The 23,636-nt window shown below is 66.0% G+C and carries 21 protein-coding genes and 2 pseudogenes; 7 read left to right on the top strand and 16 right to left on the bottom strand.

Annotated features, from left to right (window positions below; genetic code table 11):
• Positions 1-147: 147 nt before the first annotated feature.
• The gene (locus ACVWWN_RS15685) at positions 148-2,235 is read left to right on the top strand and encodes an alpha-1,4-glucan--maltose-1-phosphate maltosyltransferase (protein WP_457144719.1); all 2,088 of its coding nucleotides are present in this window, start codon (positions 148-150) and stop codon (positions 2,233-2,235) included.
• A gap of 4 nt (positions 2,236-2,239) precedes the next feature.
• Positions 2,240-4,447 (top strand): 1,4-alpha-glucan branching protein GlgB, encoded by a 2,208-nt coding sequence (gene glgB / locus ACVWWN_RS15680; RefSeq protein ID WP_457144718.1) that lies wholly within the window; start codon positions 2,240-2,242, stop codon positions 4,445-4,447.
• 15 nt (positions 4,448-4,462) lie between these two features.
• Here the strand turns inward: glgB and ACVWWN_RS15675 are convergent.
• The 3 genes and pseudogenes from ACVWWN_RS15675 to ACVWWN_RS15665 form a co-directional block, all read right to left on the bottom strand.
• Positions 4,463-5,363, bottom strand: a pseudogene (locus tag ACVWWN_RS15675) (tetratricopeptide repeat protein).
• A gap of 12 nt (positions 5,364-5,375) precedes the next feature.
• Positions 5,376-5,759 (bottom strand): DUF3817 domain-containing protein, encoded by a 384-nt coding sequence (locus ACVWWN_RS15670; RefSeq protein ID WP_457144717.1) that lies wholly within the window; start codon positions 5,757-5,759, stop codon positions 5,376-5,378.
• Between the two features lie 44 nt (positions 5,760-5,803).
• Positions 5,804-6,985, bottom strand: a complete 1,182-nt coding sequence (locus ACVWWN_RS15665) for an acetyl-CoA C-acetyltransferase (protein WP_457144716.1) — start codon at positions 6,983-6,985, stop codon at positions 5,804-5,806.
• Positions 6,986-7,069: 84 nt separating this feature from the next.
• Between ACVWWN_RS15665 and mce the strand changes: the two genes are divergently transcribed.
• Positions 7,070-7,546, top strand: a complete 477-nt coding sequence (gene mce / locus ACVWWN_RS15660; RefSeq protein WP_457144715.1) for a methylmalonyl-CoA epimerase — start codon at positions 7,070-7,072, stop codon at positions 7,544-7,546.
• Here the strand turns inward: mce and ACVWWN_RS15655 are convergent.
• Entirely contained in the window at positions 7,543-7,839 is a 297-nt protein-coding gene (locus tag ACVWWN_RS15655) for a hypothetical protein (protein ID WP_457144714.1), read from the bottom strand. The two genes, mce and ACVWWN_RS15655, sit on opposite strands and share 4 nt — an antisense overlap.
• Before the next feature lie 20 nt (positions 7,840-7,859).
• A complete protein-coding gene (gene nucS / locus ACVWWN_RS15650) occupies positions 7,860-8,531 on the bottom strand; it encodes an endonuclease NucS (protein ID WP_457144713.1) in 672 nt (223 codons plus the stop codon).
• A 46-nt stretch (positions 8,532-8,577) separates the two neighbouring features.
• Here nucS and ACVWWN_RS15645 point away from each other — a divergent pair, with 46 nt between their 5' ends.
• Positions 8,578-10,182: an adenylate/guanylate cyclase domain-containing protein gene (locus ACVWWN_RS15645; protein WP_457144712.1), complete on the top strand. Its 1,605-nt coding sequence runs from the start codon at positions 8,578-8,580 to the stop codon at positions 10,180-10,182.
• A gap of 9 nt (positions 10,183-10,191) precedes the next feature.
• Here ACVWWN_RS15645 and ACVWWN_RS15640 read toward each other — a convergent pair whose 3' ends face one another.
• The 3 genes from ACVWWN_RS15640 to tpx form a co-directional block, all read right to left on the bottom strand.
• Entirely contained in the window at positions 10,192-12,513 is a 2,322-nt protein-coding gene (locus ACVWWN_RS15640; RefSeq protein WP_457144711.1) for a hypothetical protein, read from the bottom strand.
• A gap of 88 nt (positions 12,514-12,601) precedes the next feature.
• Positions 12,602-13,471, bottom strand: a complete 870-nt coding sequence (locus ACVWWN_RS15635; protein ID WP_457144710.1) for an alpha/beta fold hydrolase — start codon at positions 13,469-13,471, stop codon at positions 12,602-12,604.
• A 55-nt stretch (positions 13,472-13,526) separates the two neighbouring features.
• Positions 13,527-14,021 (bottom strand): thiol peroxidase, encoded by a 495-nt coding sequence (gene tpx / locus ACVWWN_RS15630; protein WP_457149148.1) that lies wholly within the window; start codon positions 14,019-14,021, stop codon positions 13,527-13,529.
• Positions 14,022-14,312: 291 nt separating this feature from the next.
• Between tpx and ACVWWN_RS15625 the strand changes: the two genes are divergently transcribed.
• On the top strand, positions 14,313-14,636 hold the full coding sequence (locus tag ACVWWN_RS15625; RefSeq protein WP_457144709.1) for a hypothetical protein: 324 nt from the start codon (positions 14,313-14,315) through the stop codon (positions 14,634-14,636).
• Positions 14,637-14,688: 52 nt separating this feature from the next.
• Here ACVWWN_RS15625 and ACVWWN_RS15620 read toward each other — a convergent pair whose 3' ends face one another.
• The 5 genes from ACVWWN_RS15620 to ACVWWN_RS15600 form a co-directional block, all read right to left on the bottom strand.
• Positions 14,689-15,069 (bottom strand): hypothetical protein, encoded by a 381-nt coding sequence (locus ACVWWN_RS15620; RefSeq protein WP_457144708.1) that lies wholly within the window; start codon positions 15,067-15,069, stop codon positions 14,689-14,691.
• Entirely contained in the window at positions 15,038-15,781 is a 744-nt protein-coding gene (locus tag ACVWWN_RS15615) for a squalene cyclase (RefSeq protein WP_457144707.1), read from the bottom strand. Before ACVWWN_RS15615 ends, ACVWWN_RS15620 begins: the two co-directional genes overlap by 32 nt.
• Before the next feature lie 14 nt (positions 15,782-15,795).
• On the bottom strand, positions 15,796-17,250 hold the full coding sequence (locus ACVWWN_RS15610; protein WP_457144706.1) for a carotenoid oxygenase family protein: 1,455 nt from the start codon (positions 17,248-17,250) through the stop codon (positions 15,796-15,798).
• 100 nt (positions 17,251-17,350) lie between these two features.
• A complete protein-coding gene (locus tag ACVWWN_RS15605) occupies positions 17,351-17,725 on the bottom strand; it encodes a nuclear transport factor 2 family protein (protein WP_457144705.1) in 375 nt (124 codons plus the stop codon).
• 37 nt (positions 17,726-17,762) lie between these two features.
• Positions 17,763-18,311 (bottom strand): LysR family transcriptional regulator substrate-binding protein, encoded by a 549-nt coding sequence (locus ACVWWN_RS15600; protein WP_457149147.1) that lies wholly within the window; start codon positions 18,309-18,311, stop codon positions 17,763-17,765.
• Between the two features lie 390 nt (positions 18,312-18,701).
• On the opposite strand from ACVWWN_RS15600, the gene ACVWWN_RS15595 reads away from it, so the two are divergent.
• A complete protein-coding gene (locus ACVWWN_RS15595; RefSeq protein ID WP_457144704.1) occupies positions 18,702-19,310 on the top strand; it encodes a CGNR zinc finger domain-containing protein in 609 nt (202 codons plus the stop codon).
• Positions 19,311-19,316: 6 nt separating this feature from the next.
• On the opposite strand, the gene ACVWWN_RS15590 is transcribed toward ACVWWN_RS15595, so the two are convergent.
• From ACVWWN_RS15590 to ACVWWN_RS15580, 3 genes and pseudogenes are all read right to left on the bottom strand, one after another.
• Positions 19,317-20,774: a dihydrolipoyl dehydrogenase family protein gene (locus tag ACVWWN_RS15590; protein ID WP_457144703.1), complete on the bottom strand. Its 1,458-nt coding sequence runs from the start codon at positions 20,772-20,774 to the stop codon at positions 19,317-19,319.
• A gap of 41 nt (positions 20,775-20,815) precedes the next feature.
• Positions 20,816-22,022, bottom strand: a pseudogene (locus ACVWWN_RS15585) (NlpC/P60 family protein); the annotation flags it as partial.
• Positions 22,023-22,068: 46 nt separating this feature from the next.
• Positions 22,069-22,575 (bottom strand): YkgB family protein, encoded by a 507-nt coding sequence (locus tag ACVWWN_RS15580; RefSeq protein ID WP_457144702.1) that lies wholly within the window; start codon positions 22,573-22,575, stop codon positions 22,069-22,071.
• A gap of 562 nt (positions 22,576-23,137) precedes the next feature.
• Here ACVWWN_RS15580 and ACVWWN_RS15575 point away from each other — a divergent pair.
• On the top strand, positions 23,138-23,446 hold the full coding sequence (locus tag ACVWWN_RS15575; protein WP_457144701.1) for an ATP-binding protein: 309 nt from the start codon (positions 23,138-23,140) through the stop codon (positions 23,444-23,446).
• Positions 23,447-23,636 lie beyond the last annotated feature (190 nt).

Here is a 23,636-nt window from a genome sequence, read left to right as displayed (position 1 = left end):
AGCGCTGGATTGAGCCGGACACTACGGTGGGTATAGGGCGCACGAAGGTTCAAGACGCTTTCAAGACGGTGAAGACGAACGAGAGCGGCCGTGTCGGCGACGTCGACGACTGACCTCCACGGCCGCGTCACGGTGAGGAGTGGTGGGGTGGCCGGTCGGATCGGAATCGACGACGTCGCGCCTGTCGTCTCTGGCGGGCGGTACCCGGCCAAAGCGGTCGTCGGTGAGGTTGTGCCGGTGTCGGCGACGGTCTGGCGCGAAGGCCACGACGCGGTGGCGGCCACATTGGTGGTCCGCTACCACGGCACGGCGTACCCGCAGCTGGCGGAGGGCCCGCCCGGGCTCGTCACGTCCGCGGAGCCCGTTCCGATCCAGGATGTGGTCGCACCGCCGTCCCGTAAGAAGCCGCGGGTCCTCCCGATGTCGAGCGGCCGGACGCCCGATGAGTTCCACGGCCAGTTCAGCCCCGACAGCGTCGGGTTATGGACCTTCCGGGTGGACGGCTGGGGTGACCCCATCGCCACGTGGCGAAAGAATGTGACGGCCAAACTCGACGTCGGTCAGAGCGAGAACGAATTGTCCAACGATCTGTTGGTGGGCGCCAAATTGCTGGAACGCGCCGCGACGGGCGTGCCGCGGCAGCTTCGCTACCCGCTGATCGACGCCGCGGCGAGGTTGCGCGAACCCGGCGACCCGTTCACTCGCGGGGGAGCGGCACTGGCCGAGGAGGTAACCGGGCTGCTCGATCAGTACCCTTTGCGCGAACTGGTGACCCGCGGCGAACAGTACGGCGTCTGGGTCGATCGCCCGCTGGCCCGATTCAGTTCGTGGTATGAGCTGTTCCCGCGCTCCACCGGTGGCTGGGACGAAAAGGGCAACCCGGTGCACGGCACGTTCGCGACCGCGACCAAGGCCCTGCCTCGAGTCGCGCGGATGGGCTTCGACATCGTGTACCTGCCGCCGATTCATCCGATCGGCAAAGTGCACCGCAAGGGCCGCAACAACAGCGTCACCGCCGCGCCCAACGACGTCGGCTCACCGTGGGCCATCGGCAGCGACGAAGGCGGCCACGACGCGATCGACCCGAAATTGGGCACCATCGAAGACTTCGACCACTTCGTCGCCGCCGCCCGCGACGACGGCATGGAGGTCGCGCTGGACCTGGCGCTGCAGTGCGCGCCCGACCATCCCTGGGCCAGGGACCACCCGGAGTGGTTCACCGTGCTGCCCGACGGGACGATCGCCTACGCGGAGAACCCGCCGAAGAAGTACCAGGACATCTACCCGCTGAACTTCGACAACGACCCGGCCGGCCTTTATGAAGCGGTACTGCAGGTGGTGCGGTATTGGGTCTCGCACGGGGTCAAGGTATTTCGGGTCGACAACCCGCACACCAAGCCGCCGAACTTCTGGGCCTGGCTGATCGGGCAGGTCAAGAACGAAGATCCCGACGTGCTGTTCCTGGCGGAGGCGTTCACCCGGCCGGCAAGGCTGTACGGGCTGGCCAAACTGGGATTCACGCAGTCTTATTCGTATTTCACGTGGCGCACCGCGAAGTGGGAGATCACCGAGTTCGGTCAGCAGATCGCCGAGCACGCCGCCTACGCCCGGCCCAACCTGTTCGTGAACACGCCAGACATCCTGCACGAGAGCCTGCAGCACGGCGGTCCCGGCATGTTCGCGATCCGAGCCGTCCTGGCCTCCACGATGAGCTCGGCGTGGGGTGTGTATTCGGGCTACGAGTTGTTCGAGCACCGGCCGGTCCGGGAGGGCAGCGAGGAGTATCTGAACTCAGAGAAGTACGAACTTCGACCCCGCGACTTCGAGGCGGCCCTGGCCGACGGTGAATCACTCGAGCCGTTCCTCACCCAGCTCAACGAAATCCGCCGGCTGCACCCTGCGCTGCACGAGCTGCGCACCATCAAGTTCCACCCCATCGACAACGACGCGTTGCTGGCGTACAGCAAGTTCGACCCACAGACCGGCGATCAGGTGCTGGTGGTGGTGACCCTCAATCCGTTCGGCCCCGAAGAGGCGACGCTGTGGCTGGACATGGGAGCGCTCGGAATGGAGCACTACGACCGCTTCTGGGTGCGCGATGAGATCACCGGAGAGGAATACCAATGGGGACAAGCCAACTACGTCCGCATTGATCCGGGCCGCGCGGTGGCCCATGTGCTGAACATGCCGCAGATATCGGCAGACCAACGACTCAACCTACTGCGTAGGGAGTGACGAGATGACGCAGACCAACCAACTCACCAGCCCGCACCTGAGGCCGCATACGGCCGATCTCAATCGGCTACTGGCGGGCGAACACCACGATCCGCACTCGATCCTGGGTGCTCACGAATACGACGACCACACCGTGATCCGGGCCTATCGGCCGCACGCGACCGACGTGGTGGCGCTCATCGGCGGCCAACGCTACCCGTTTGTCCACATCGAAGCGGGGCTGTTCGCCGTCGCGGTGCCCTTCACCAAACTTGTCGACTACCGGCTCGAGGTGAGCTACCCCGGCGCAAATGGGTCCACCGACGTGCACACCATCGCCGACGCGTACCGGTTCCTGCCCACGCTGGGCGAGGTGGATCTGCACCTGTTCGCCGAGGGGCGCCACGAGCGCCTCTGGGAGATCCTCGGTGCCCATCCGCGCACCTTCACCACCCCCGACGGCGCCGTCGACGGCGTGTCTTTTGCTGTGTGGGCGCCAAACGCCAAGGGCGTCAGCCTGATCGGCGATTTCAACCACTGGGACGGCACCGAGGCCCAGTTACGGGTGCTGGGCTCGACGGGTGTGTGGGAGTTGTTCTGGCCCGGGTTCGAAGTCGGCGGCATGTACAAGTTCCGCATCCACGGCGCCGACGGGGCGCTGACCGAACGCGCCGATCCGATGGCGTTCGCCACCGAGGTCCCACCGCAGACGGCGTCGAAGGTGACCAAGAGCGACTACACCTGGGGCGACGACAACTGGATGACGCAGCGGGCCACCCAGAACCCGGTGTTCGAGCCGATGAGCACCTACGAGGTGCACCTGATGTCGTGGCGGCCGGGGCTGAATTACCTTGAGCTGGCCGAACAACTCACCGAATACGTTGTCGAGCAGGGCTTCACACATGTCGAGTTGATGCCCGTGGCCGAACACCCGTTCGGCGGATCCTGGGGCTACCAGGTCACCTCCTATTACGCCCCGACCTCACGGATGGGGTCACCCGACGAGTTCCGCTTCCTGGTCGACTCGCTGCACCGGGCCGGTATCGGCGTGCTCATGGACTGGGTGCCCGCGCACTTCCCGAAGGACTCGTGGGCCCTGGGCCGGTTCGACGGAACCGCGCTCTACGAGCATTCCGACCCTCGCCGTGGCGAACAGTTGGATTGGGGCACTTACGTGTTCGACTTCGGCCGCGCGGAGGTACGCAATTTCCTGGTGGCCAACGCCCTGTACTGGCTGCAGGAGTTCCACATCGACGGCCTGCGCGTCGACGCGGTCGCGTCCATGCTCTACCTCGACTACTCCCGGCCGGTGGGCGGCTGGACGCCGAACGTGTACGGCGGCAGGGAGAATCTCGAGGCCGTGCAGTTTCTGCAGGAGATGAACGCCACGGTGCACAAGCTCGCGCCCGGCATCGTCACCGTCGCCGAGGAGTCGACGTCGTGGCCCGGCGTGACTCGCCCGACAAATCTTGGCGGCCTCGGTTTCTCGATGAAGTGGAACATGGGCTGGATGAACGACACCTTGGAGTTCATCAAACGCGACCCGATCCACCGCAGCTACCACCATCACGAGATCACGTTCTCGATGCTCTACGCATTCAGCGAGAACTTCGTGCTGCCGATCAGCCACGACGAGGTCGTGCACGGCAAGGGCACGCTGTGGGGACGGATGCCGGGCAACGACCACGTCAAAGCGGCCGGCATGCGCGGCCTATTGGCGTATCAGTGGGCGCATCCCGGCAAGCAACTCCTGTTCATGGGCCAGGAGTTCGGCCAACGGGCGGAGTGGTCTGAGGAACGCGGGCTGGACTGGCACCAACTCGACGAGAACAGCTTCTCGGGCGGGCTTCAGCGACTGATGCGCGACATGAACGACATCTACCGCACCCGTCGGGCGCTGTGGTCGCGCGACAGCAGCCCCGAGGGCTACTCGTGGATCGACGCCAACGACTCGGCCAACAACGTGCTGAGCTTCCTGCGCTTCGGCGATGACGGCTCCGTGATGGCGTGCGTGTTCAACTTCTCCGGCTCCGAACACACCCGATATCGACTCGGCCTTCCCCATGCAGGCACGTGGCGCGAGGTACTCAACACCGACGCCGATATCTACAACGGCTCCGGCATCGGCAACTTCGGCACGGTGGAGGCCACCGACGAGCCGTGGCACGGTCGGCAAGCGTCGGCCGTGATGGTGCTGCCGCCACTGGCCGCGCTGTGGTTCGAACCCGCCTGATCCCCCGCGAGCGGGTCAGTAAAGCGCGTTGGCCAGGTTGCGCCGGCCCGCGATCACTTCGGGATCGGCGGGGTCGAAGAGGTCGAACAGCTCGATCAGCCGGGTTGCGCACCTTCGTACGGTCCTCGCCCGCCGAGCGTTTGACCAGCGCGATCAGCCGATCGAAGGCGGCGACGGCGTTCTGCTGCAGGATGTCCACGTCGGCGGCGGCGAAAGCCGCGTCAATGTCGTCCGGCGCCGCGTCTGCCACGGCGACGGCATCCGGGCGCTGAGCCGAGGCACGCTGCAGAAAGCCGATCTGGCGCACCGCCCCCTTGGCCTCGGCGTGGTTGGGGTTGGCGTCGAGGATCGCCTGATACGCGGTTTGCGCCGCGTCGAACTCGCCGGCGTCCAGATGTGCCCGCGCCTGCGCGAGCTGCGGATCCACCTGTTCGGGTTCGTCACTGTCGGCGCTTCCGGCGAGCTTGCCGGCGGTGGCCTCCAGCAGCGAATCGACCCAGCGACGCAACTGCTCGGGCGGCTGCGGACCCTGGAAGCTCGAGAGCGGCTGGCCGGCGGCCAGAGCTATCACCGTCGGCACGGCCTGCACACCGAACATCTGGGCCACGCGCGGCTGGGTGTCGACATTCACGGTCGCCACCGACCACTTGCCGCGGTCGGCGGCCGCGAGCTCGGCGAGCACGGTGCCCAGTTGGACACTGGGTTCGCTCCGAGGCGACCACAGCAGCACCACCACGGGCATCTGATTGGACCGGACCAGCACCTCGGTTTCGAGGTTGGCCTCGGTGATTTCCACGCCACCCGGAGCAGCGGTGGCATCGCCGCTTTCGGCGCCTGCGGAAGCTCGCTGCTTGAGGGCCGACAGATCAACCGCACCGGCCATGGAGGCCGCGATGGGGGGTCGGGGACGAGTCACCCCCCAAGTCTGTCATGTCGTTTCGGGTGCTGACCGCCCCGGCCGGGCAACGGCGGCCCCAGATCCCGCGGCACCCATGCGCCCGGTCCGGTCGGCCCATATGAGGAAGATCACACTGCAAAGCGGCACGATGCTTGCCAGCAACGCCAGCAACCAAGTCCCGGCCGCCCATTTCAACGCGATTCCGGTCAGCAGCGCGGTCACCACGAAGGCGATGAAGACCAAGCCATGGGCCATTCCGAACACCTTGACGCCGATCTCGGTCCGCGGGCTGCCCAGGTACTTGAAATACATGCCGACCAGCAGACCCACCCAGCTGACCGCCTCCAGCAAGGCGATCAGCCGTAACCAGCCGCTGGCCGACCGAAGATCGAATGTGCTCGTCATGGGCGCCATTGTGCCGGAGCGCAACGCCAGCTACTACGACGTGTCGTTGGTTGCTAGCCGGCTCGTAGGATGAGCGCGTCGCCCTGCCCACCGGCGCCACAGAGGGCCGCGACGCCGTAACCGGAACCGCGTCGCGCCAGTTCGAGCGCGACGTGCAGGGTGATCCGAGCGCCGGACATGCCGATCGGATGCCCGATCGCGATCGCGCCGCCGTTGACGTTGACCTTCTCCGGGTCGACGCCGAGTTCCTTGATCGAGGCCAACGCGACCGCCGAGAACGCCTCGTTGATCTCGATGACATCGAGCGCGTCGATCGAGATGCCCTCGCGGGCAACCGCCTTCTTGATGGCATTGGCGGGCTGCGATTGCAGGGTGGAATCCGGGCCCGCGACGACACCGTGGGCGCCGATCTCGACCAGCCAGCTGAGCCCCAGCTCGATTGCCTTGTCCTTGTTCATCACGACCACCGCGGCCGCCCCGTCCGAGATCTGCGACGCGGACCCCGCCGTGATGGTGCCGTCCTTACGGAACGCCGGTTTGAGGCCGGCCAACGACTCCACGGTGGTGTCGGCGCGGATGCCCTCGTCCTCGGTGAACTCGATCGGGTCGCCCTTACGCTGCGGGATACTCACCGGCACCACCTCATCGGCGAAAACACCGTCTTTCCATGCCGCGGCGGCTTTTTGGTGTGACTGCGCGGCGAACTCGTCCTGCTGTGCGCGGGTGAACCGGTCGACGTCGTTGCGCTGCTCGGTCAGCGCGCCCATCGGCTGGTCGGTGAACACGTCGTGCAGGCCGTCGTAGGCCATGTGATCGAGCACCGTCACATCGCCATACTTGTAGCCCGCACGGCTGTCCATCAACAGGTGCGGCGCCTTTGTCATCGACTCCTGGCCGCCCGCAACCACGACGTCGAACTCGCCGGCCCGGATCAACTGATCGGCCAGGGCAATTGCGTCGATGCCGGACAGGCACATCTTGTTGATCGTCAGCGACGGCACGTCCCAGCCGATGCCCGCGGCAACCGCCGACTGCCGTGCCGGCATCTGACCGGCCCCCGCGGTCAACACCTGACCCATGATCACGTATTCGACGAGCGATGCTGGCAGCTTGGCCTTTTCAAGCGCCGCGGAGATGGCGATACCGCCCAGGTCGCTGGCCGAGAAGTCCTTGAGCGACCCCATCAACTTGCCGACCGGCGTACGCGCACCGGCAACAATCACCGACGTTGTCAATTCCTACCTCCAAGGGGTGTCTTCGGCGAACTGTGTGGCCGATCACACATACGCAAACATTCCAGTAAAGGTTACCGTTACGTTATGACGACCGAGCACGTAGATGCACGTCCGGTGCTCGCTAGTGCCCTGGTGACCGCAATCGATCACGTCGGCATCGCGGTGCCCGACCTGGACGCCGCGATCAAGTGGTATCACGACCATCTCGGCATGATCGTGGTGCACGAAGAAGTCAACGACGACCAGGGTATCCGCGAAGCGATGTTGTCGGTGCGTGGTGCGCCCGTCGGCAGCTCACAGGTCCAGCTGATGGCCCCACTGGACGAGACATCGACGATCGCGAAGTTTCTGGACAAGCGCGGTCCCGGTTTGCAGCAGTTCGCTTACCGCGTCAGCGACATCGACGCGCTCACCGAGCGGCTTCGCGAGCAGGGCGTCCGGCTGATCTACGACGCCCCCCGCCGCGGTACCGCAACCTCGCGGATCAACTTCATTCATCCCAAGGATGCCGGCGGCGTGCTGATCGAGCTCGCCGAGCCGGCCGCCGACCACCAGGCCTAAGACCACTTCCGCGTCGGGCCGCGGGTGCCCCGGTTCGCCCAGCACGGCGTGTGCCAGTGCCTTCTGTCGTCCCCCGCCTGCTCTCCCCGATCCGCCGGCCACGCGACGACATGCGCTGTGCCGGAACGGATTTCGTGGTCACAGCCCGGGCAGCGGTAGATCTTCGTCGCACGCGAGGCCGCTATCGCGCGCACTTCGTACTCGTAGCCGTCGGGCCCCGGTTCGATCCGACGGGTCGCCGGGAACGGCGGCAACGGGGGTGGCCTGCGGGGCGGGGTGCGGCGCCGGGGCATACTGCCCAGTGTAGGGCGGGTCAGAACAGCCGGAACTCGTCGCTGTCCATGCCCCGCATCTTGTCGTAGTCCAAAGTCACGCAACGAATCCCGCGATCGGTGGCCAATGTTCGGGCCTGGGGTTTGATCTGCTGGGCGGCGAAGACGCCGGCGACGGGGGCCAGCACGGTATCGCGATTGAGCAGCTCGAGATAGCGGGTGAGCTGTTCGACCCCGTCGATCTCACCGCGGCGCTTGATCTCCACGGCGACCGATCGGCCCTGCTCGTCGCGACACAAGAGGTCGACCGGGCCGATGGCGGTCATGTACTCGCGGCGCACCAACGTGTAGCCGGTGCCGAGCAACTCGACGTGCTCCGCCAACAGCGCCTGCAGGTGCGCCTCGACGCCGTCCTTCACCAGCCCCGGGTCGATCCCGAGCTTGTGGCTGGAGTCGTGCTCGATGTCCTCGACCGTGATGCGCAGCTGCTCCCCCGTCTTGTTCTCGACCACCCACACCGGCGCCGCGCCGCCCGCCTCCTCGGTCAGCCAACAGGGCGGACTCATCCAGTTCAACGGCTTGTACGCGCGGTCGTCGGCGTGCACGCTCACCGATCCATCGGCCTTGAACAACAGCAGTCGGCGGGCCGACGGCAGATGAGCGGTGAGCCGACCGACATAGTCGACGGTGCACTGGGCGATCACGAGACGCACCCGAACACCTTATGCGGCATCGCGGGCAAATTAGGCTGAGCCCACGATGAACTCCAACAAGAGCGTCGCCCAGCGGCTCGGCCGGGTCCTCGAGACGGTCACCCGCCAGAGCGGCCGACTCGTCGACACGCCCGACTACGGCTCTTGGCTGCTGGGCAAGGTCACCGAGAGTCAACGGCGCCGTCGCCTACGCATCCAGCTGATTCTCACGACCTTCGTGGTGGTCGCCAACCTGATCGGCATCGGCATCGCGATCCTGGTGGTGACCATCACCTTCCCCACGCCCAGCGTGTTCGAACCCGGAGTCAGGTGGATCACCTTCGCGGTCGCGCCGGCGTACATCGTCGCGGCCCTGGTTGTCGGGGTTTTCTGGGCCACCCGACGGGTCATCAACAATGTCCGGTGGGCCATCGAAGAGGTCGCACCGACCCGAGAGGATCAACGCAACACGTTTTACGCGCCATCGCGGCTGACCCGGGTACTGCTCGTGCTGTGGGGGACGGGAACTGTGGCGCTGACCACGCTCTACGCGATGGTCGATACCAATTTCATTCCAAAGGTCGCGCTGGGCATCAGCTTTCCCGGCCTGGTGGTATCAGCGAGCTGCTATTTGTTCACCGAGTTCGCGCTGCGTCCCGTTGCGGCGCAGGCCCTGGAGGCCGGTCGCCCACCGCGCCGCTTCGCCCACGGCATCATGGGCCGCACGATGCTGGTGTGGGCCGTCGGTTCCGGGGTTCCCGTGCTCGGTATCCTCCTGGCCGCCGTGATCACGCTCGCGCTGCAGAATCTGACACCGACGCAGTTCACGGTCGCGGTGATGATCCTTTCGTTGTTCGCCCTGATCTTCGGCTTCATCCTGATGTGGCTGCTGTCGTGGCTGACCGCGACCCCGGTACGTGTGGTGCGCTCCGCACTGCAGCATATCGAGGACGGCGACTTCGACTGTGAAGTCGTGGTTTTCGACGGCACCGAACTCGGCGAGCTTCAGCGCGGATTCAACTCGATGGTCGGTGGGTTACGCGAACGCGAGCGGGTCCGTGACCTCTTCGGGCGTCACGTCGGGCGCGAGGTGGCGGCCGCGGCCGAGCAACAACGTCCGAAGTTGGGCGGTGAGGAACGGCACGTCGCGGTGATCTTCGTCGACATCATCGGCTCGACGCAGTTGGTGACCGGCCGGCCGGCGACCGAAGTGGTCGACCTGCTCAACCGGTTCTTCGCGGTGATCGTGGAAGAGGTTGATCGCCACCACGGGTTCGTCAACAAATTCGAGGGCGATGCCGCGCTCGCGGTATTCGGCGCGCCGAACCACCTCGACCATCCCGAGGACGAGGCACTGGCGGCCGGCCGCGCGATCGCCCACCGGATCCGCCAGGAGGTGCCCGAGTGCGATGCCGGAATCGGCGTCGCGTCCGGGGAGGCGGTGGCGGGCAACGTGGGCGCCAAGGAACGTTTCGAATACACCGTGATCGGCGAACCCGTCAACGAGGCGGCACGACTGTGCGAACTGTCCAAGAACGCGCCGAGCCACCTGCTCGCCTCCTCGGACACAGTGGCCGGTGCCACCGAGAATGAAGCCGCCCATTGGACTTTGGGCGACACGGTGACACTGCGCGGGCATGACGAACCCACCACGCTGGCGCTGCCGGTCTAGCCCCCTCGGCTACAGCTGCGGGAAGGGCGCGAACCGGTTGTCGAAGCCGGCTTTGCGCGCCGCCAGCTGCAGTGCCCGGTCCGCATCGCTGATGCGCTTGATGTCGGCGGGCAGCGCGTCGCGCTCGTACACGGTGGCGCTGACGGTCGGAAGCCTCGTCGGATTGACGGGCAGATCCTGGAAGCGAATGGAGATCGTGCCCTGGCTCAGACCGCCGGTGGAGACCCAGTTCGCCACGCCGGGGTCGGTCGGTGAGACCACGATCGTGTAGGTCCTGCCGTCGGCGTTCTTGACGGCCTGCACATTGTTCAGGCTGGTCTGCTCATCCCAGTAGTTGTCGCTGATCGTCCAGTCATCGGTCACCGGGACGACAAAGTATTTGGCATCACCCGGGTCGATGTCGATCACCAGGGCCTGGGTGCCGGACAGCTGGAACCATCCGGCGCTCTGCAGCTGTGTCGCAAGGAATTCCGCGTTGCGGGTGGGGTTCTTCAACACGTTGGGCCCAAGGGGCAGTCCGGTTGCGGGGTCGGTCGTGGCCACCGCCATGTACGTGACCTCCCGCTGGATGCCCAGGGCCATGATCACGGCGGTGACGACGCCTCGCAGGATCGGCGGGTGGTAAGGCAGCGGTGGAATCAACGAGACCAGCGTGGTGAGCAACGGATTGCTCACCACCAGCGGCCCGAGGCCCGGGATGGCGAAACCGCCGAGCTGGCTGAAGAGGCTGTTCGGCGGGCCGCCGACGCGCTGGATCGACAGGCTCATCGGCACCTGGTTAATCCAGTCCGACAACGTGTTTCGCGACGCGATCAGGGTGGCGTCGTTGGGCAGCTGAAGATGGTTGTCGCGCCCGTTGGCAGGCGAGGAGTCGGCGGCGATGGTGAACGTGCCATCCGGATTGACTTTGAGTTGGTCCTTGGTCAGCACGCTCGCGGTGTTTCCGGTCAAGCCGGTCAGCACGCTGAACGTGGTGTCTGCGGGGACGTCGCCCGCGAAGCGGCCGGTGATGACATAGGACGACGCGGCGTTGACACCCATGAAGCGGTAGATCGTGTCCGGATTGTCGTAGAGGATGCGCGAACCGGGCACGAACTGGCCGTACCACGAGTGCGGCGGTGCCACCTGCATGACGACGGTGGGGTCGTTGGAGTTGAGAATCAGTTGCTGGAACGCCGACGCCATGGCGTATTCGTCGACCGCGGCGCCGAGTTGGTCGAGATTCTGCTGATCCGCGCGACCGAACTGCTGGTTCGCCGACGACATGAATCCCAGCCGCAGCACGAACTTCATCAATTGAACCGGAATCGACGCCGCGGTCCTGGCGGCGATCTGCTCGGCCGCGAGCTGCTGTTGAGTGCCCAGCGGACTAACGGGAGCCGCCGCGAGAGGCACCGGCTGCACCAACGCTGTCATCGCCGTGGCCGCAGGCGCGGCCGCCACCGTGGCGCCGGGGTTGAACGCATGGCCGATCTCGCGGCGCACCCAGCCGAGCAGGGCCCACAACGTCGGGGGTTCGGCCGGTGCGACCGGGCCGCTGGACACCTGCTCATTCAGTCCGACTGCCGACAACAGCCCCGCGACCAAGCCCGTCACGAAACCGACCGGACCGCGGGCGGGCGGCGTGACCAGCGACGCAGCGGCGGTCACCGGAACGGCGACGTCCTCGGTCACAGCACCGGCTCGCATGCTCACCTGCATGGACGGCGGCCCCGCCGCGTCGACGGGATCGGCCGACGAGCCACCGTCGTCGCGCATTCGGACCATTCGACCGTCCGATGGTTCGTCTGGCTCGTCCGTCGTGGATCTCTCGTCCGGGACGACGCTGCGCTTCACGACAGTCGTGGTGGTGTCGTCGGGCGCGCCGATCGGCACCGGACGGTCGTTGCGTTTGACGGGCCTCGGCGCCACCGCGTCTTTCTTCGGCACGATCTGCAGTGTCGTGTCGGCCTCGTCGTCCGTCGCCGCCGCCGCGTCGGGGACATGCGAGGTGGTCTCGACGGGGTTGTCGTCGTTCTTCTTGACATCGTGGCCGGGTTCGACCTCGGATTTGTCGTCATCAGCGGTCGACTGGGCAGACGTCTCGGCCGCCGTCTGACCGGTCGCATCCGACGACGAGTCCTTCGACGCCGAGGAGTCGGCGGACGCTGACGGCGCCCCGGAGGCAGCGCCTGGCTCCTCGTCGGCCTGGGCGATCCCGGGGGTGTTCGCAATCGCCGCGCCAAGGCCGAACGCCACTGCGAGCGCGCCGACACGGCCGATGAACCTGCCGTATCCCGCGGCCGGGGTCACCGAACGCTGGCTGGATGAATCTGCGCGCGACATCGACATCGAGGTCCGCTTTCTCTGACGGAACCGAGCGTCCCGGATTCGTTATAGCAGCGCGCGACGTTGCCAGAATGGGTTTCAGGCGGTCGGATCAACCGCCGGTGGTGGCCTCGTCGAGAAATCGCCCGGCCAGATCGGCTACCAGGCCGGGAGCCTCGTCGAGCGCGAAGTGGCCCGCATCGATGACTCGGACCTGCGCATTCGGGACATCGCGGCGGTACGCCTCGGCCTCTGCGACCTCGAAGGAGGGGTCGTATCGGCCCCACACCACCAGCAGCGGCGGTTGAGTGGAGCGCAGCCATTGCTGCCACGCTGGATAACTCGCCACGTTGGTGCGGTAGTCATAGAAGAGGTCGGTCTGGATGTCCGGCTGGCCCGTCCGGCCGAGGAACGCCAATTCGTCGGTCCAGAGGTCCGGGTCGTAGCGGTCGGGATTCGGACTGTTGCCGACGTGTCGCTGCCGGGTCGCGGCGGCCGAGAGGAAGTTCACCCGAAGCGCCTCTTCGTGGCCGCGACGGTCGGCCCAGAACGCGCGCCGCGTTTCCCAGAGCGGACCGAGGCCGTCCTCGTGGCATACCGCGTTCTGCACAACGAGCGCAGTGAGGCGATCGGGCCGTCGTACTGCCAGACGCATCCCGACTGGCCCGCCGTAGTCCTGGACGACCATGGCGTAACGCGCAAGTCCGACCTCGTCGGCGAACCGCTCGATCACTTCGGCGATGCGGTCGAAACTGTAGGTGAATACCTCGGCCGGTGGCGCATCGCTGTGCCCGAATCCCGGATAGTCCGGGGCGATCATCCGGTAGCGGTCGGCGAGACGGTCGATCAGCGGCTGCCACATTCTCGACGAGGAGGGGAAGCCATGCAGCAGCAGGATGGCCGGCGCCTCGGCCGGCCCCGCCTCGCGGTAGAAGATGTTCAGTCCGTCGACGGCGATCGTGCGGTAGTGGGTCGGCGCCATTCCTGCAGCGTAGACGGGCTATCCGCAGCTGACCGGTCATCGCCGGCCGGAGTAGTTACTTGATCGCCGAGATGGCCGCGTCGTAGTCGGGTTCGTTGGCGATCTCGGGCACGAGTTCGGTGTGAACGACGCTTCCGTCCGCGTCGACCGCGACCACGGCTCGCGCGAGCAGTCCGGCGAAGGGACCGTCGGCCATCGTGATGCCGAAGTCCTCACCGAAGCTGCCGCGGAACGCCGACGCCGTCACGACGTTCTCGATCCCCTCCGTGCCGCAGAACCGCTTCTGCGCGAAGGGCAGGTCGTTCGATACACACACCACTGCGAAACCACCGGCGGCGGCACGCTCGTTGAAGGTTCGCACGCTCATGGCGCAGACCGGTGTGTCCACCGATGGAAAGATGTTAAGCAGCAGGGGCTTACCACGGAACTGTTCGCCGCGCACCGCGTCGAGATCGGTGCCGGTGAGTGTGAAGCCGGGGGCCAGCGACCCGACGGCGGGCAACTCGCCGACCGTATTGACGGGATTTCCACGCAACGTTATCTGTGCCACCCGGACAGTCTGCCAAGGAAGAGCAGGCCGACCACACCCGGGGTCGGGATTCCCGGCGCCGTCGGCGGCGCGGAACCGCATGGACGTGCTCCGCGGGCCGGCCTCGCCGATTCTGCCGGGCGGCGTCCGCGGCACCGCGCGCTTCAATCTCATTGAGGGCAACCGTTTGCCAATCCGTTATGGCTTACACAGCGCCCGCACACTGTGAACACAGCGCTGGCCGATTTCCGGCTCCTAGCGTCTCTGTGTGTGCGGCACGCCCGTCGCATCAGCGAGAAATGGAGCGAGAGAATGTCTTTCAAGCGTGCCCTATGCGTATCGTCGTTGGCGGCCGGGATCGGCATCACCGGGCTGTTCGGCGTCGGTCTCGGAACCGCCAATGCAGATCCCTGGCAGGGATGTGGCCACCCGGGAGCCCCGCAGTGCGACGACCACCGCGATGACCACCGCGATGACCGCGGCCCCGCCCCGGTCGACTGGCACAACCGTGGAATCGACCAGGGACGCTTCGACCACCAGCCGTTCAACTGGAACGGCCAGCAAGTCAATCCGGTGCCGGCCGGTAATGGTCCCGGTTGGGGTTTCTGGTTCCTCGGAACGTGGATTCCGCTGTAAAAAATGCGCTTCACCCTGTTCCGACCAGGCCCGACGGCCGGGCCCGGTCGGATCAGGACACCTCGTGGTCCCACCAGGCGAGCACTCGCACTCCGAACAGGGTCAGCCACTTGGACGGCTCCCCTACCGGCGCATCGACTTCGAACCACACCCGTCCGGGATGCCGATGGCGCTGAAGCCAACATCCGTCCGGCTGCCTTGCGGCACGGATCATCTCGATAGCATCCGCCATACGTGGGTCTGGCGCTCGTCCGTCCAGAAGTGACGCCTGGCGGAAATACTCGGCTCCGTTGAGGACGCTGTACACCCAGCGATCGGGATAGGCGAAACGATCGACCCACGGCGCCACCGGCAGGCCACTGGACAAGCGCCGGAAGAGATCTCGCTGCAGGAGGTACTCCTCACCCGATCGCCGCGGCGCTCGTCCGTCCATCGGGATAGGCGAAACGATCGACCCACGGCGCCACCGGCAGGCCACTGGACAAGCGCCGGAAGAGATCTCGCTGCAGGAGGTACTCCTCACCCGATCGCCGCGCTGCCCGAGTGGCATCCGTGCCCCCGGTCCCCGTGTCGTAGGCGAGCAGTCCTTTCAGCACATTGAGCGTCGAGTGAAACGACGATCGCGTCGAGCCCTCGATCCACTCACAGTTCCAGCCGCCGTCGGGTAGCCGATGTTGCACGAGCCAGTCGACGACACCGGTGATGTCGGCGCCGAGCCACACGCCGTTCGCCACCGTCCAGGCATTGATGCAGCAGTCGACCTCGCCGCTCCAATACGGCAGATTCTCGTACTCCCAGCGACAGTTCGCGGTGAGGAGTTCGGCCGTGCCCCGCCGGCGTAGGACGCCGGGATCGAGGCCCCACTCCCGCAGCGAGTTGAGCGTCCACGTCGTGGCTGTCCACGGCTGTCCCTCAGACGCCTCGGGCTCTCGACAGTCGAAGTCCGCGGGAAAGAATGCGCCGCCTGCCCATTGGCCGTCCGGATCCTGAAGCGCGAGAAGGCGCGCCCCGAAGCCGTCGATCGCTATCCGCGCCCGCGTCGCCTGCCAGACCTCGGGCGGCGCGCCGACCAGATCGCGCTCGACCTGCCAGCGCAGCGCGGAGTCAGAGTCAAGGAGCCAACCGACGAGAGACTCGGGGACCACGGAACGACTCCAAGTCAATCGGCCGCCGGCACCCAGTTGCCGTGGAATCCGGCAGGCACCCGGTGAGGCAGCTTGACGGCCGCGACGTCCCGCAACGTCGCGGCATCAAGGATGGCCAGCTCACTGCGATCGGTCGCGCGGTCGTACACATAACCCATCAGCACACCGTCATCCTCGGTTGCGTCCGGCGCAGAGGGTTCAAACACGAATTCCCCCAATACTTTCCCCGATCCAAATGACCTGGCCGCGCTGGTCTCGCCGAGAAAATCGTGCTTGAGCAGCGTGTCGGCGCCGCTTGCACCGTCCCCGACCATGGGCGCATACCCGTACCGGTGCCGCTTTCCGACAAGCCGCTCGTCGACCCGAGGAAACTCCTGCCCGCGGTCGTCGATGCGCGATTCCCTTACCTTGCCGTCGGCGAGATCAACGGTCCACCGGTCCAGCGTCGGAGTCCCCTCATTGGGGCCGAGTAGGTCGGTGGCGAACATCTTCGGATGCCGGACCACGTCCAGCACGACGGTATCGCCTTCGGAAGTGTCGGAGTCGTAAGCGTTCAGCGGATGGAAGACATAGCAGGGTTCCACGTCGAACCAGCGGACGTCCGCGTTGCCGCCGTCGCGTGGCATCACACCGACCCTGGCCGGATAATCCGGATTCCACGCGTACGGGAAGCGTCGGTCGGACGTGTTCCCACGGGGCTGCCGCGCGCTGACGGGATCTGGAATGCGAACCCGTCCGATCAACGCGGACAACATCATCCGGGCAGGCAACCGCAGCCCGCGGGGCACGGTCATCTCGACGGCCTGACGAACGTTGAAGGTGACCGGCAGGTCGTAGAACACCACATGGCGTTCGGTCAGCGAGAAGTCGTGCATCATCGGACTGCCGGCCACCTTGATGTCGACGGTGCGTCGCGCCCTGCCGTCGGCGCCGATGACCGAATACTGCACCGTGTTGCCGCGGCACATACTGTACGAAACCGCGTGCAGCTCACCGCTATTTGGGTCACGTTTGGGGTGTGCGGTGTACCCACCGGTCAGCGTCCCGTCGAAGTCGCACACACCGACGGTGTCCAGATCGTCGTTGAGTTCGAAATTCGTGACCCCGGATTCGACCAGGGCCAGAGTCTTGCCCGCATGTCCGATCACATTGGTGTTGGCGCCGATCCCCGATAGACGAAACTCGCCGGCCGGCGCCTGCTCTCCCAGCGCCCTTGCCGCCTGCGGCCCACGCACCCAGCGGTTGCGGTACCACTCGGCCTTGCCGTCCCGGATACGGATGCCGTGCACCATGCCGTCGCCGACGAACCAGTGATAGAGGTCGGGATCGACCTCTCCGATCGGGTTGGGACCGTTGCGCAGATACCGTCCGTCGAGGTGTTCCGGGATCGTCCCGATGACATCAAGGTCGGTCAGCGTGTATTCCGCGTCGATCGGCGCGAATTCATCCTCGAGGTAACGGTTGGTCACGGCGGAACCCCCCATAACAGTGTGATGAATGGCTTCTGTATATCACCGTCATGGACGAGCGTGACGGCATCGAGGGCATCGCCGGGCAGGATTCGAGGTGCTAGTCCGGCCGCTGCGTCTGCTGATACAGCGCCAGCTTCCAGCCGTCGCCGGTGCGGTGGTAGACGCTGGACATGGCGCCGACGAAGGCCGGCTCCTCGCCCTCGCGGTAGCCGGTCCCGGTGTACACCAGGGCGGCGTTGTCCGAGTCGGCGGTGATCAGTCGAACGTCGTCGATCTCGTACCTGCGCCACGGCGGCGACTCCGACAAAGCCGACACGACGGTCTCGCGGTCCATCACCATGCCGTTGGCCAGCACCATCACCGCCTCGGGCAGCATCACACCGCCATAGAAGTGGGAGCCGGTCGAATCGCACAACGAATTCCAGCCCGCCCGTTCGAGTTCCAGCAACACGTCAAGCATTTCCTCGCTCATGGCTGGGCAATACCCGTTCGCCGGAGTTTCTATCTGGTCAGCCCGGGTCACACCTGGTCGGCATACCGCGCCGGTGAAGGTCGGCAAGAAACTGTGGTACGAGATTGTCGGAGGGTGCGGCGACTACCGCAATGATGTCGCGCTGCCGATATCGGCACGATGGACACTCCCACCCACGCCGCTGCGAGTTGGGCGGGCCGTGCGCGGGCTGCCCGTGCGCAGGACCGGATTGAGAGCCACGTCGTGGTCGGGCGGCAAATTGGTCGACCCGTACCGCCGTGCCGTTGCTCGGGTGGTAATGGACAAACGGCTCGTCGGACAGGTCCGCGAGGGTTACTCCCCCACCGTCTCTGCGAAAACGGTGTCCCCGGGCAACAACGACCACGATTTCCTCTTTGCGAGGACACTGACGTGGGCCGTCGTGCTGTCGGTCGAGGCCCGATCGCGATGCAGCCAGGCGGTCATCGTCTTGGCACAGGCAACCCGCAGCCGGCCGGCAGTCGCGCGGCTGACCCTTCTGCCGGCCTGTATCGCCTGTTCGGCCACGGCGAGCGCGATTCGGACCTTCGGCTACCGTCCAGCCCATGGCCGTCACCCGCACCCCCGCGGCAGGCGCTCCACCACAAGTGCGCCCACCTCGCGTTCCAGGGACGCGATCTGGTTGGGACAACGCGGGCTGCCACATGTACAGCGCGGACGCGGCCTTGCTGATCGAGCAGTGGTCGACCACTGCGACGACGCATTCCGATGTCCGCAGGGGGATCATGGCCGCATGACCAGGGCACCGACCGACGGTGAGGAAGGCATCAGAACCGCCAATCGCGTGAACTAATGGTCCTGTGCTCTATGGCCATAAGTAGCATACGGAAGGTCGCGGCGGTCAAGCCGGCCGCACTAATGCCAGTTGCGGTAGTTGGCCATTAGAATGGCGGTTCAGGATGCCACCACTACGAGCGCCGACAGATGGGGAGGGCCTATGACAATGACGTCGCCCCCGCCGCGACTGGATGAGCCCGCACCGCTCGCGCTGGCCAACACCGTCTGGATCGATCGGCACGGCGTCCACGACTCGTTCGCCGAGGGGACGTATGCGCAGGGCTGGGTCAAGGCCATTGGTGAGCGGTCCGAATTGATGACCGAAAGCCACCGCACTGACGGCTTGTCCGGGGACGCCGTGGAGCGTCTTGTCAGTCTGCGCGACGCGGTTCGCAGGCTGGCCGCTGAGCACACGAACGATCCGCGAACCGTGGGACAGTCTCCGGTGCCCGATCTGTCCACAGCGACATCGATCGTGAACGCTGCCTGCACGGCGACTTCGATGTGGCCCGAACTTCGACCCGAACACCGCGGGCTGACACGTCGTGACCGGTGGGCCGGGAAGTCATATGGCGACGCGCTGATCACCCTGATCGCCCGACAGACGATCGACCTTGTCACCGGCCCGCTGTGGCAACAGCTACGGCCGTGCACAGCACCGGGGTGCGCCTATTACTTCGTCAAGGACCACTTCCGTCGGGAGTGGTGCTCGGCTCTGTGTGGTAATCGCGCCCGGGTAGCCCGGCACGCGCAACGCCAACGCGGCTGAGCCCGTTCAGCGATTCGCGTCGCGAAAGCCTTCCAGCAGGCGTAGCCACACCTCGCTGACGGTGGGGAAGCAGGGCACTGCATGCCACAGCCGATCGATCGGAACGCGGCCGGCCACCGCGACCGTGGCCGAATGCAGCATCTCGCCCACGCCGGGCCCGGTGAAGCTGACGCCGAGCAGATACCCGTGATCCTGGTCGACGACCATGCGGGCATGTCCGCGATAGCCGTCGGCGTAAAGCTTTGCGCCGGTGACCACCTCGCCGATCTCTACGTCCACCACCTGGATCCGGTGGCCGGCCTGCTCGGCCTCGTGCGCGGTCAAGCCGACCGCGGCCGCCTCCGGATCGGTGAAGAAGACCTGGGGTACGGCGTGTATGTCGGCCGTCGCCGCATGTGGGCCCCACGGGGCGGTGTCGACGGATCGCCCGTCGGCCCGCGCGGCGATCACCGCAGCGGCGATCCGTGCCTGATACTTGCCCTGGTGGGTGAGCAGCGCCCGGTGGTTGGCGTCGCCGGTGGCATAGAGCCAGCCGCCGTCGACATCGCGCACTTGCAGGGTGTCGTCGACGTCAAGCCAGGTGCCCGGTGTCAAACCGATTGTCTCCAGGCCGATGTCGTGCGTGAGCGGTGACCGGCCAGTGGCGAACATCACCTCGTCGACCTCCAGTTCGGTGCCGTCGTCGAGTTCCAGGGTGACCGGACCGCTGCCGCCCGGTCGGCGCAGTTTGGTGATCGACACCCCGACGCGCACGGCGACCCCAGCCGCGTCGAGTCCAGCACCGACGAACTCACCGACAAACGGTTCCATCCGGGGCAGCAGGCCGGAACGTCGGGCAAGCAGCGTCACCGACGACCCCAAACCCTGCCAGGCTGTTGCCATTTCGACGGCCACACCACCACCGCCCACCACCGCAAGCCGATCGGGCACAGCGCTGCTGTCGGTGCCCTGGCGATTCGTCCACGGTCGGGCTTCGGCGATGCCGGGTAGATCCGGCAGCGCGGCGCCGCTGCCGATGCAGATCACCACGGCATGCCGCGCGGCCAGCATGACGGTCTGGTTGTCCGGCGCGGCGACCGCGACGCGCCGAGGCCCGGCCAGCCGAGCATGACCGCGGATCAATTCCGAGCCCGTCGCCTCCACCCAGTCGGCTTGGCCGGTGTCGTCCCAGTTGGTCACGTAACGATCCCGCCTGCCGAATACGCCTGAGGCGTCGATCGGGCCGGTGAGCGCCTCACGGGCGCCATCGATCCGCCCGACATCGGCGACGGCCAGCACGGGCCGCAGCAACGCTTTGCTAGGAACGCAAGCCCAGTAGGAACATTCACCGCCTACGAGCTCACGCTCCACCACCGCGACCGACAGCCCCTCCGTGCGGCTGCGTTCGGCGACGTTCTGTCCGACCGGACCGGCGCCGATCACGATGACGTCGTAGGTGTTGTCCGACATATCGGGTGTCTCCATTCCTGATTAAATTTCTTACCGTAAACGGTGGTCGTGCCTCGATATTCGATGAGGCGGGTGACGTACGGGTCATGCCCGTCGTGCGGACGGGCGAGATGTATTCATCAGATCCGGTGAAAGGCGCTTCGAGCACCACGCCCCGGCCGAGGTGGAGCGCTTCGTCTGACCTGCGTTGGGACCGTAGAAGATCAGATCACCGCGGCGCATCTGCGATGACGGGATCTTGCGGCCGGCGTTGTATTGGTCGCCTGAATAGTGGGGAAGTTCCTTTCCGACTCCAGCGAACGCGTAGAGAACGATGCCCGAGCAGTCGAAGCCCGCGATGCCTGCGCCGTCGTCGATCCCTCGCGAGGGGCCTGCGGCAGTCCCCCCGCCCCAGGAATACGGGACACCCAGCTGCGAGATCGTTCGACGGATGACGTATTCCGACGCCTGCCGCCCGTACACACGTGGGATACGACCGTTGGTGATGCCCGTGTCGGCGCCACCGACCGGGCCGCCGACATCGATGCCGAGCGCCGAGAGAAACGAGGGGCCCAGTGGTGCGGTCACCTGCGCCGAGGTCGCGGAAATCTGCAGAACTGACTTCAAAAGTGCAGCAGGATCGCCACCGACATTCGCGCTGGGCACCATCGGCAAGGTGGTGTCCGATTGGCTGCGGCCCCTCGATGGATCGGCGGCAGGCGCGCGGTCCCACAGATCGCCGCCGACGGGCCACCAGTTCGACGGCTGTGTGGCGGCCTGCGATGCGGGCTCGGTGCGGGCCCGCTGCAGAGTGGACAGGGCCACGACGAAACTCTGCGCCAGGGTCTGCTGCTGGGAATCCGCCTCGATCAAGTCCTCGGGGCTCGCCGCGGTCAGGTACGACGCCGGCGGTCCATTGACGTAATCGGCGAGCGCGAACTGGTCAAACCGCTGTTGCGCAGACGTGATCGCGGCGGTTGCGGCAATGACAGCACGGTGGCTGTCCACCACATTGCGCGAGGCCTGGTCGGCGAGGTGGCGGGCCGACTGCACCTCGATGATCGCCTTGTTCACCTGGTCCTGTCGCGTCTGGATTGCTGCGCCGACATCGCTCAATTGTTGTTCGGCGTCGGCAAGTGTGGTCACCATTTGGGCCAGGTCGTCAGAAGCGGGTTGGGCGGCCGCCCGTTGGCTGTCGAACAGAAGCACAGATGCGCACACCGCAAGCGCCAACACCGCCGCTGATCCCCTGCCCGCCGCCGTCGCAGCACCGTCAAACCACACCGCACTCCCTGCGCTTCGATCCGGATCCGGGCAGTTGGACCGACTGCTACATCGTCGTCCTGCGCCGCTGGGCGGCGCGGATCGAATCCGCCAGCGTCCAGAAAGAAAGACCCAGCAGCGGGATGTCTTTGAGCAGGAATTCGCCGGTAAGCGAGATCGCCGGGAAACCACCACCGGCCGGTTCACCCACCCCTGGTGTGGTGAACAGGAAGCTGACGGTGGATACGAACAGCACGACGGACATCACACTGCCGGCCATCGACAGCCGCGGAGCCAGTGGCTTGATGGCCAGCAAGACCGCGGCGGCGACTTCGAAGACACCCAACAGCGCCGAGAAGGTGTACACGGGCAGGAAGTCATACAGCCAGCCCATGAAGGGACTGTGAGCGACCAGCGGCTGAATCTGGTGTGCCTCGAAGTCGGCGAATTTCAGCACGCCTATCCACCCGATGACGACCACGAGCCCGTAGCGGCCCAGGACGCCCGCGATGGCATCGATAGTGGAGACGCTCAGCAGGCGGTCGCTGAGCGAGCGGTTCGAAAACGTCGTCATCGCGTCCTCCGGAGGATCGGTAGACCTAATGGTTAATCGGATAATAACCATTAGGAGGATAGGACTTCGGGCCCCGAACGGTCAAGCCCGTCGGCCGCCTGTCGTCGCTTCACGCAACGAGTGATCGACCGCCTCGCGGCGCGCACCAGACAGATTTACAGCGCTGCCGACCGTCTGCCGGCGAATGATTTGCGCGAAACAGCAACGACTTTCGTAGGTCGCGTGCCGAGGGACAGACGATGCGTCTGACGCCCCGCAGGAGCCGGGGCTAGGTGGGCAGTTGGTAAAGATCTGGACCTTTCCACGGTGGCGCGCGGCTCAACGAACCTCACACCACTCCCACAGGCAGTCATTCTTGACACCGGCGGACATCGTCTGCGCAGGCCGAAGGTGTTGACCCGCGTAGCCGAAGGTAGCTGTCAGAGTGGTCAAATGGACTGCACGCAAAGGGGTTTGCCAACCTGACGGAATCGGCGCGCCGACCGCTTGAAGGTCGACCGTGACATCGGTAAGGCCCTGCCGCGTCTCAAGTGACAGGCCTGGGGGGTGAAGGGAGTTGCAGGTGACAGCTCGGGATCGCTCTCTGCCTACCCTCATCGGCCGGCGCCGCGAACTCGCGGCCCTGGAGCAGTTGCTGGATGGAGCGCGGAGAGGCGCTAGCGCGGCGTTGGTCCTGCGTGGCGAGTCCGGAGTCGGCAAGACTGCACTGCTGGATTACTTGCTTGGCCAGGCATCGGACGTCCACGTCGCGCACATCGCCGGAGCGGAGTTGGAGATGGAACTGGCGTACGCCGGCTTACACCAGTTGTGCGCATCCATGCTCCATCTTCTGGACCAGATCTTCTGGACCAGCTCTCGACTCCACAAGTGAAGCCCTTGGCGTGGCGTTCGGCCTCCGTGAAGGAAAGAGGCCAGACCAATTCCTGGTCGCCCTCGCAGTTCTGAGCCTGCTGGCCGAATTCTCCGCCACGCAGCCGTTGCTGTGTGTGATCGATGATGTGCAGTGGCTCGACCGCGCATCGGTGCGAGTGCTGACCTTCGTGGCACGACGGGTCCTGGCA

The organism is Mycobacterium sp. URHB0021 (assembly GCF_054057895.1).
Note: the sequence above shows the minus strand (reverse complement) of the source record. Positions and strands in the feature narration are given on the sequence as shown.

What these genes read in the sequence shown, in the direction of transcription:
- ACVWWN_RS15590 (WP_457144703.1), bottom strand. Translation starts at nt 20,774, where the DNA reads ATGGAGACACCCGATATGTCGGACAACACCTACGACGTCATCGTGATC.
- ACVWWN_RS15635 (WP_457144710.1), bottom strand. Translation starts at nt 13,471, where the DNA reads ATGGCGCCGACCCACTACCGCACGATCGCCGTCGACGGACTGAACATC.
- ACVWWN_RS15580 (WP_457144702.1), bottom strand. Translation starts at nt 22,575, where the DNA reads ATGACGACGTTTTCGAACCGCTCGCTCAGCGACCGCCTGCTGAGCGTC.
- ACVWWN_RS15600 (WP_457149147.1), bottom strand. Translation starts at nt 18,311, where the DNA reads ATGGGCTGGACGGTAGCCGAAGGTCCGAATCGCGCTCGCCGTGGCCGA.
- mce (WP_457144715.1), top strand. Translation starts at nt 7,070, where the DNA reads ATGACGACCGAGCACGTAGATGCACGTCCGGTGCTCGCTAGTGCCCTG.
- ACVWWN_RS15605 (WP_457144705.1), bottom strand. Translation starts at nt 17,725, where the DNA reads ATGAGCGAGGAAATGCTTGACGTGTTGCTGGAACTCGAACGGGCGGGC.
- ACVWWN_RS15670 (WP_457144717.1), bottom strand. Translation starts at nt 5,759, where the DNA reads ATGGCGCCCATGACGAGCACATTCGATCTTCGGTCGGCCAGCGGCTGG.
- ACVWWN_RS15625 (WP_457144709.1), top strand. Translation starts at nt 14,313, where the DNA reads ATGTCTTTCAAGCGTGCCCTATGCGTATCGTCGTTGGCGGCCGGGATC.
- ACVWWN_RS15645 (WP_457144712.1), top strand. Translation starts at nt 8,578, where the DNA reads ATGAACTCCAACAAGAGCGTCGCCCAGCGGCTCGGCCGGGTCCTCGAG.
- ACVWWN_RS15620 (WP_457144708.1), bottom strand. Translation starts at nt 15,069, where the DNA reads ATGGACGGACGAGCGCCGCGGCGATCGGGTGAGGAGTACCTCCTGCAG.
- glgB (WP_457144718.1), top strand. Translation starts at nt 2,240, where the DNA reads ATGACGCAGACCAACCAACTCACCAGCCCGCACCTGAGGCCGCATACG.
- ACVWWN_RS15640 (WP_457144711.1), bottom strand. Translation starts at nt 12,513, where the DNA reads ATGTCGATGTCGCGCGCAGATTCATCCAGCCAGCGTTCGGTGACCCCG.
- ACVWWN_RS15655 (WP_457144714.1), bottom strand. Translation starts at nt 7,839, where the DNA reads ATGCCCCGGCGCCGCACCCCGCCCCGCAGGCCACCCCCGTTGCCGCCG.
- ACVWWN_RS15595 (WP_457144704.1), top strand. Translation starts at nt 18,702, where the DNA reads ATGACAATGACGTCGCCCCCGCCGCGACTGGATGAGCCCGCACCGCTC.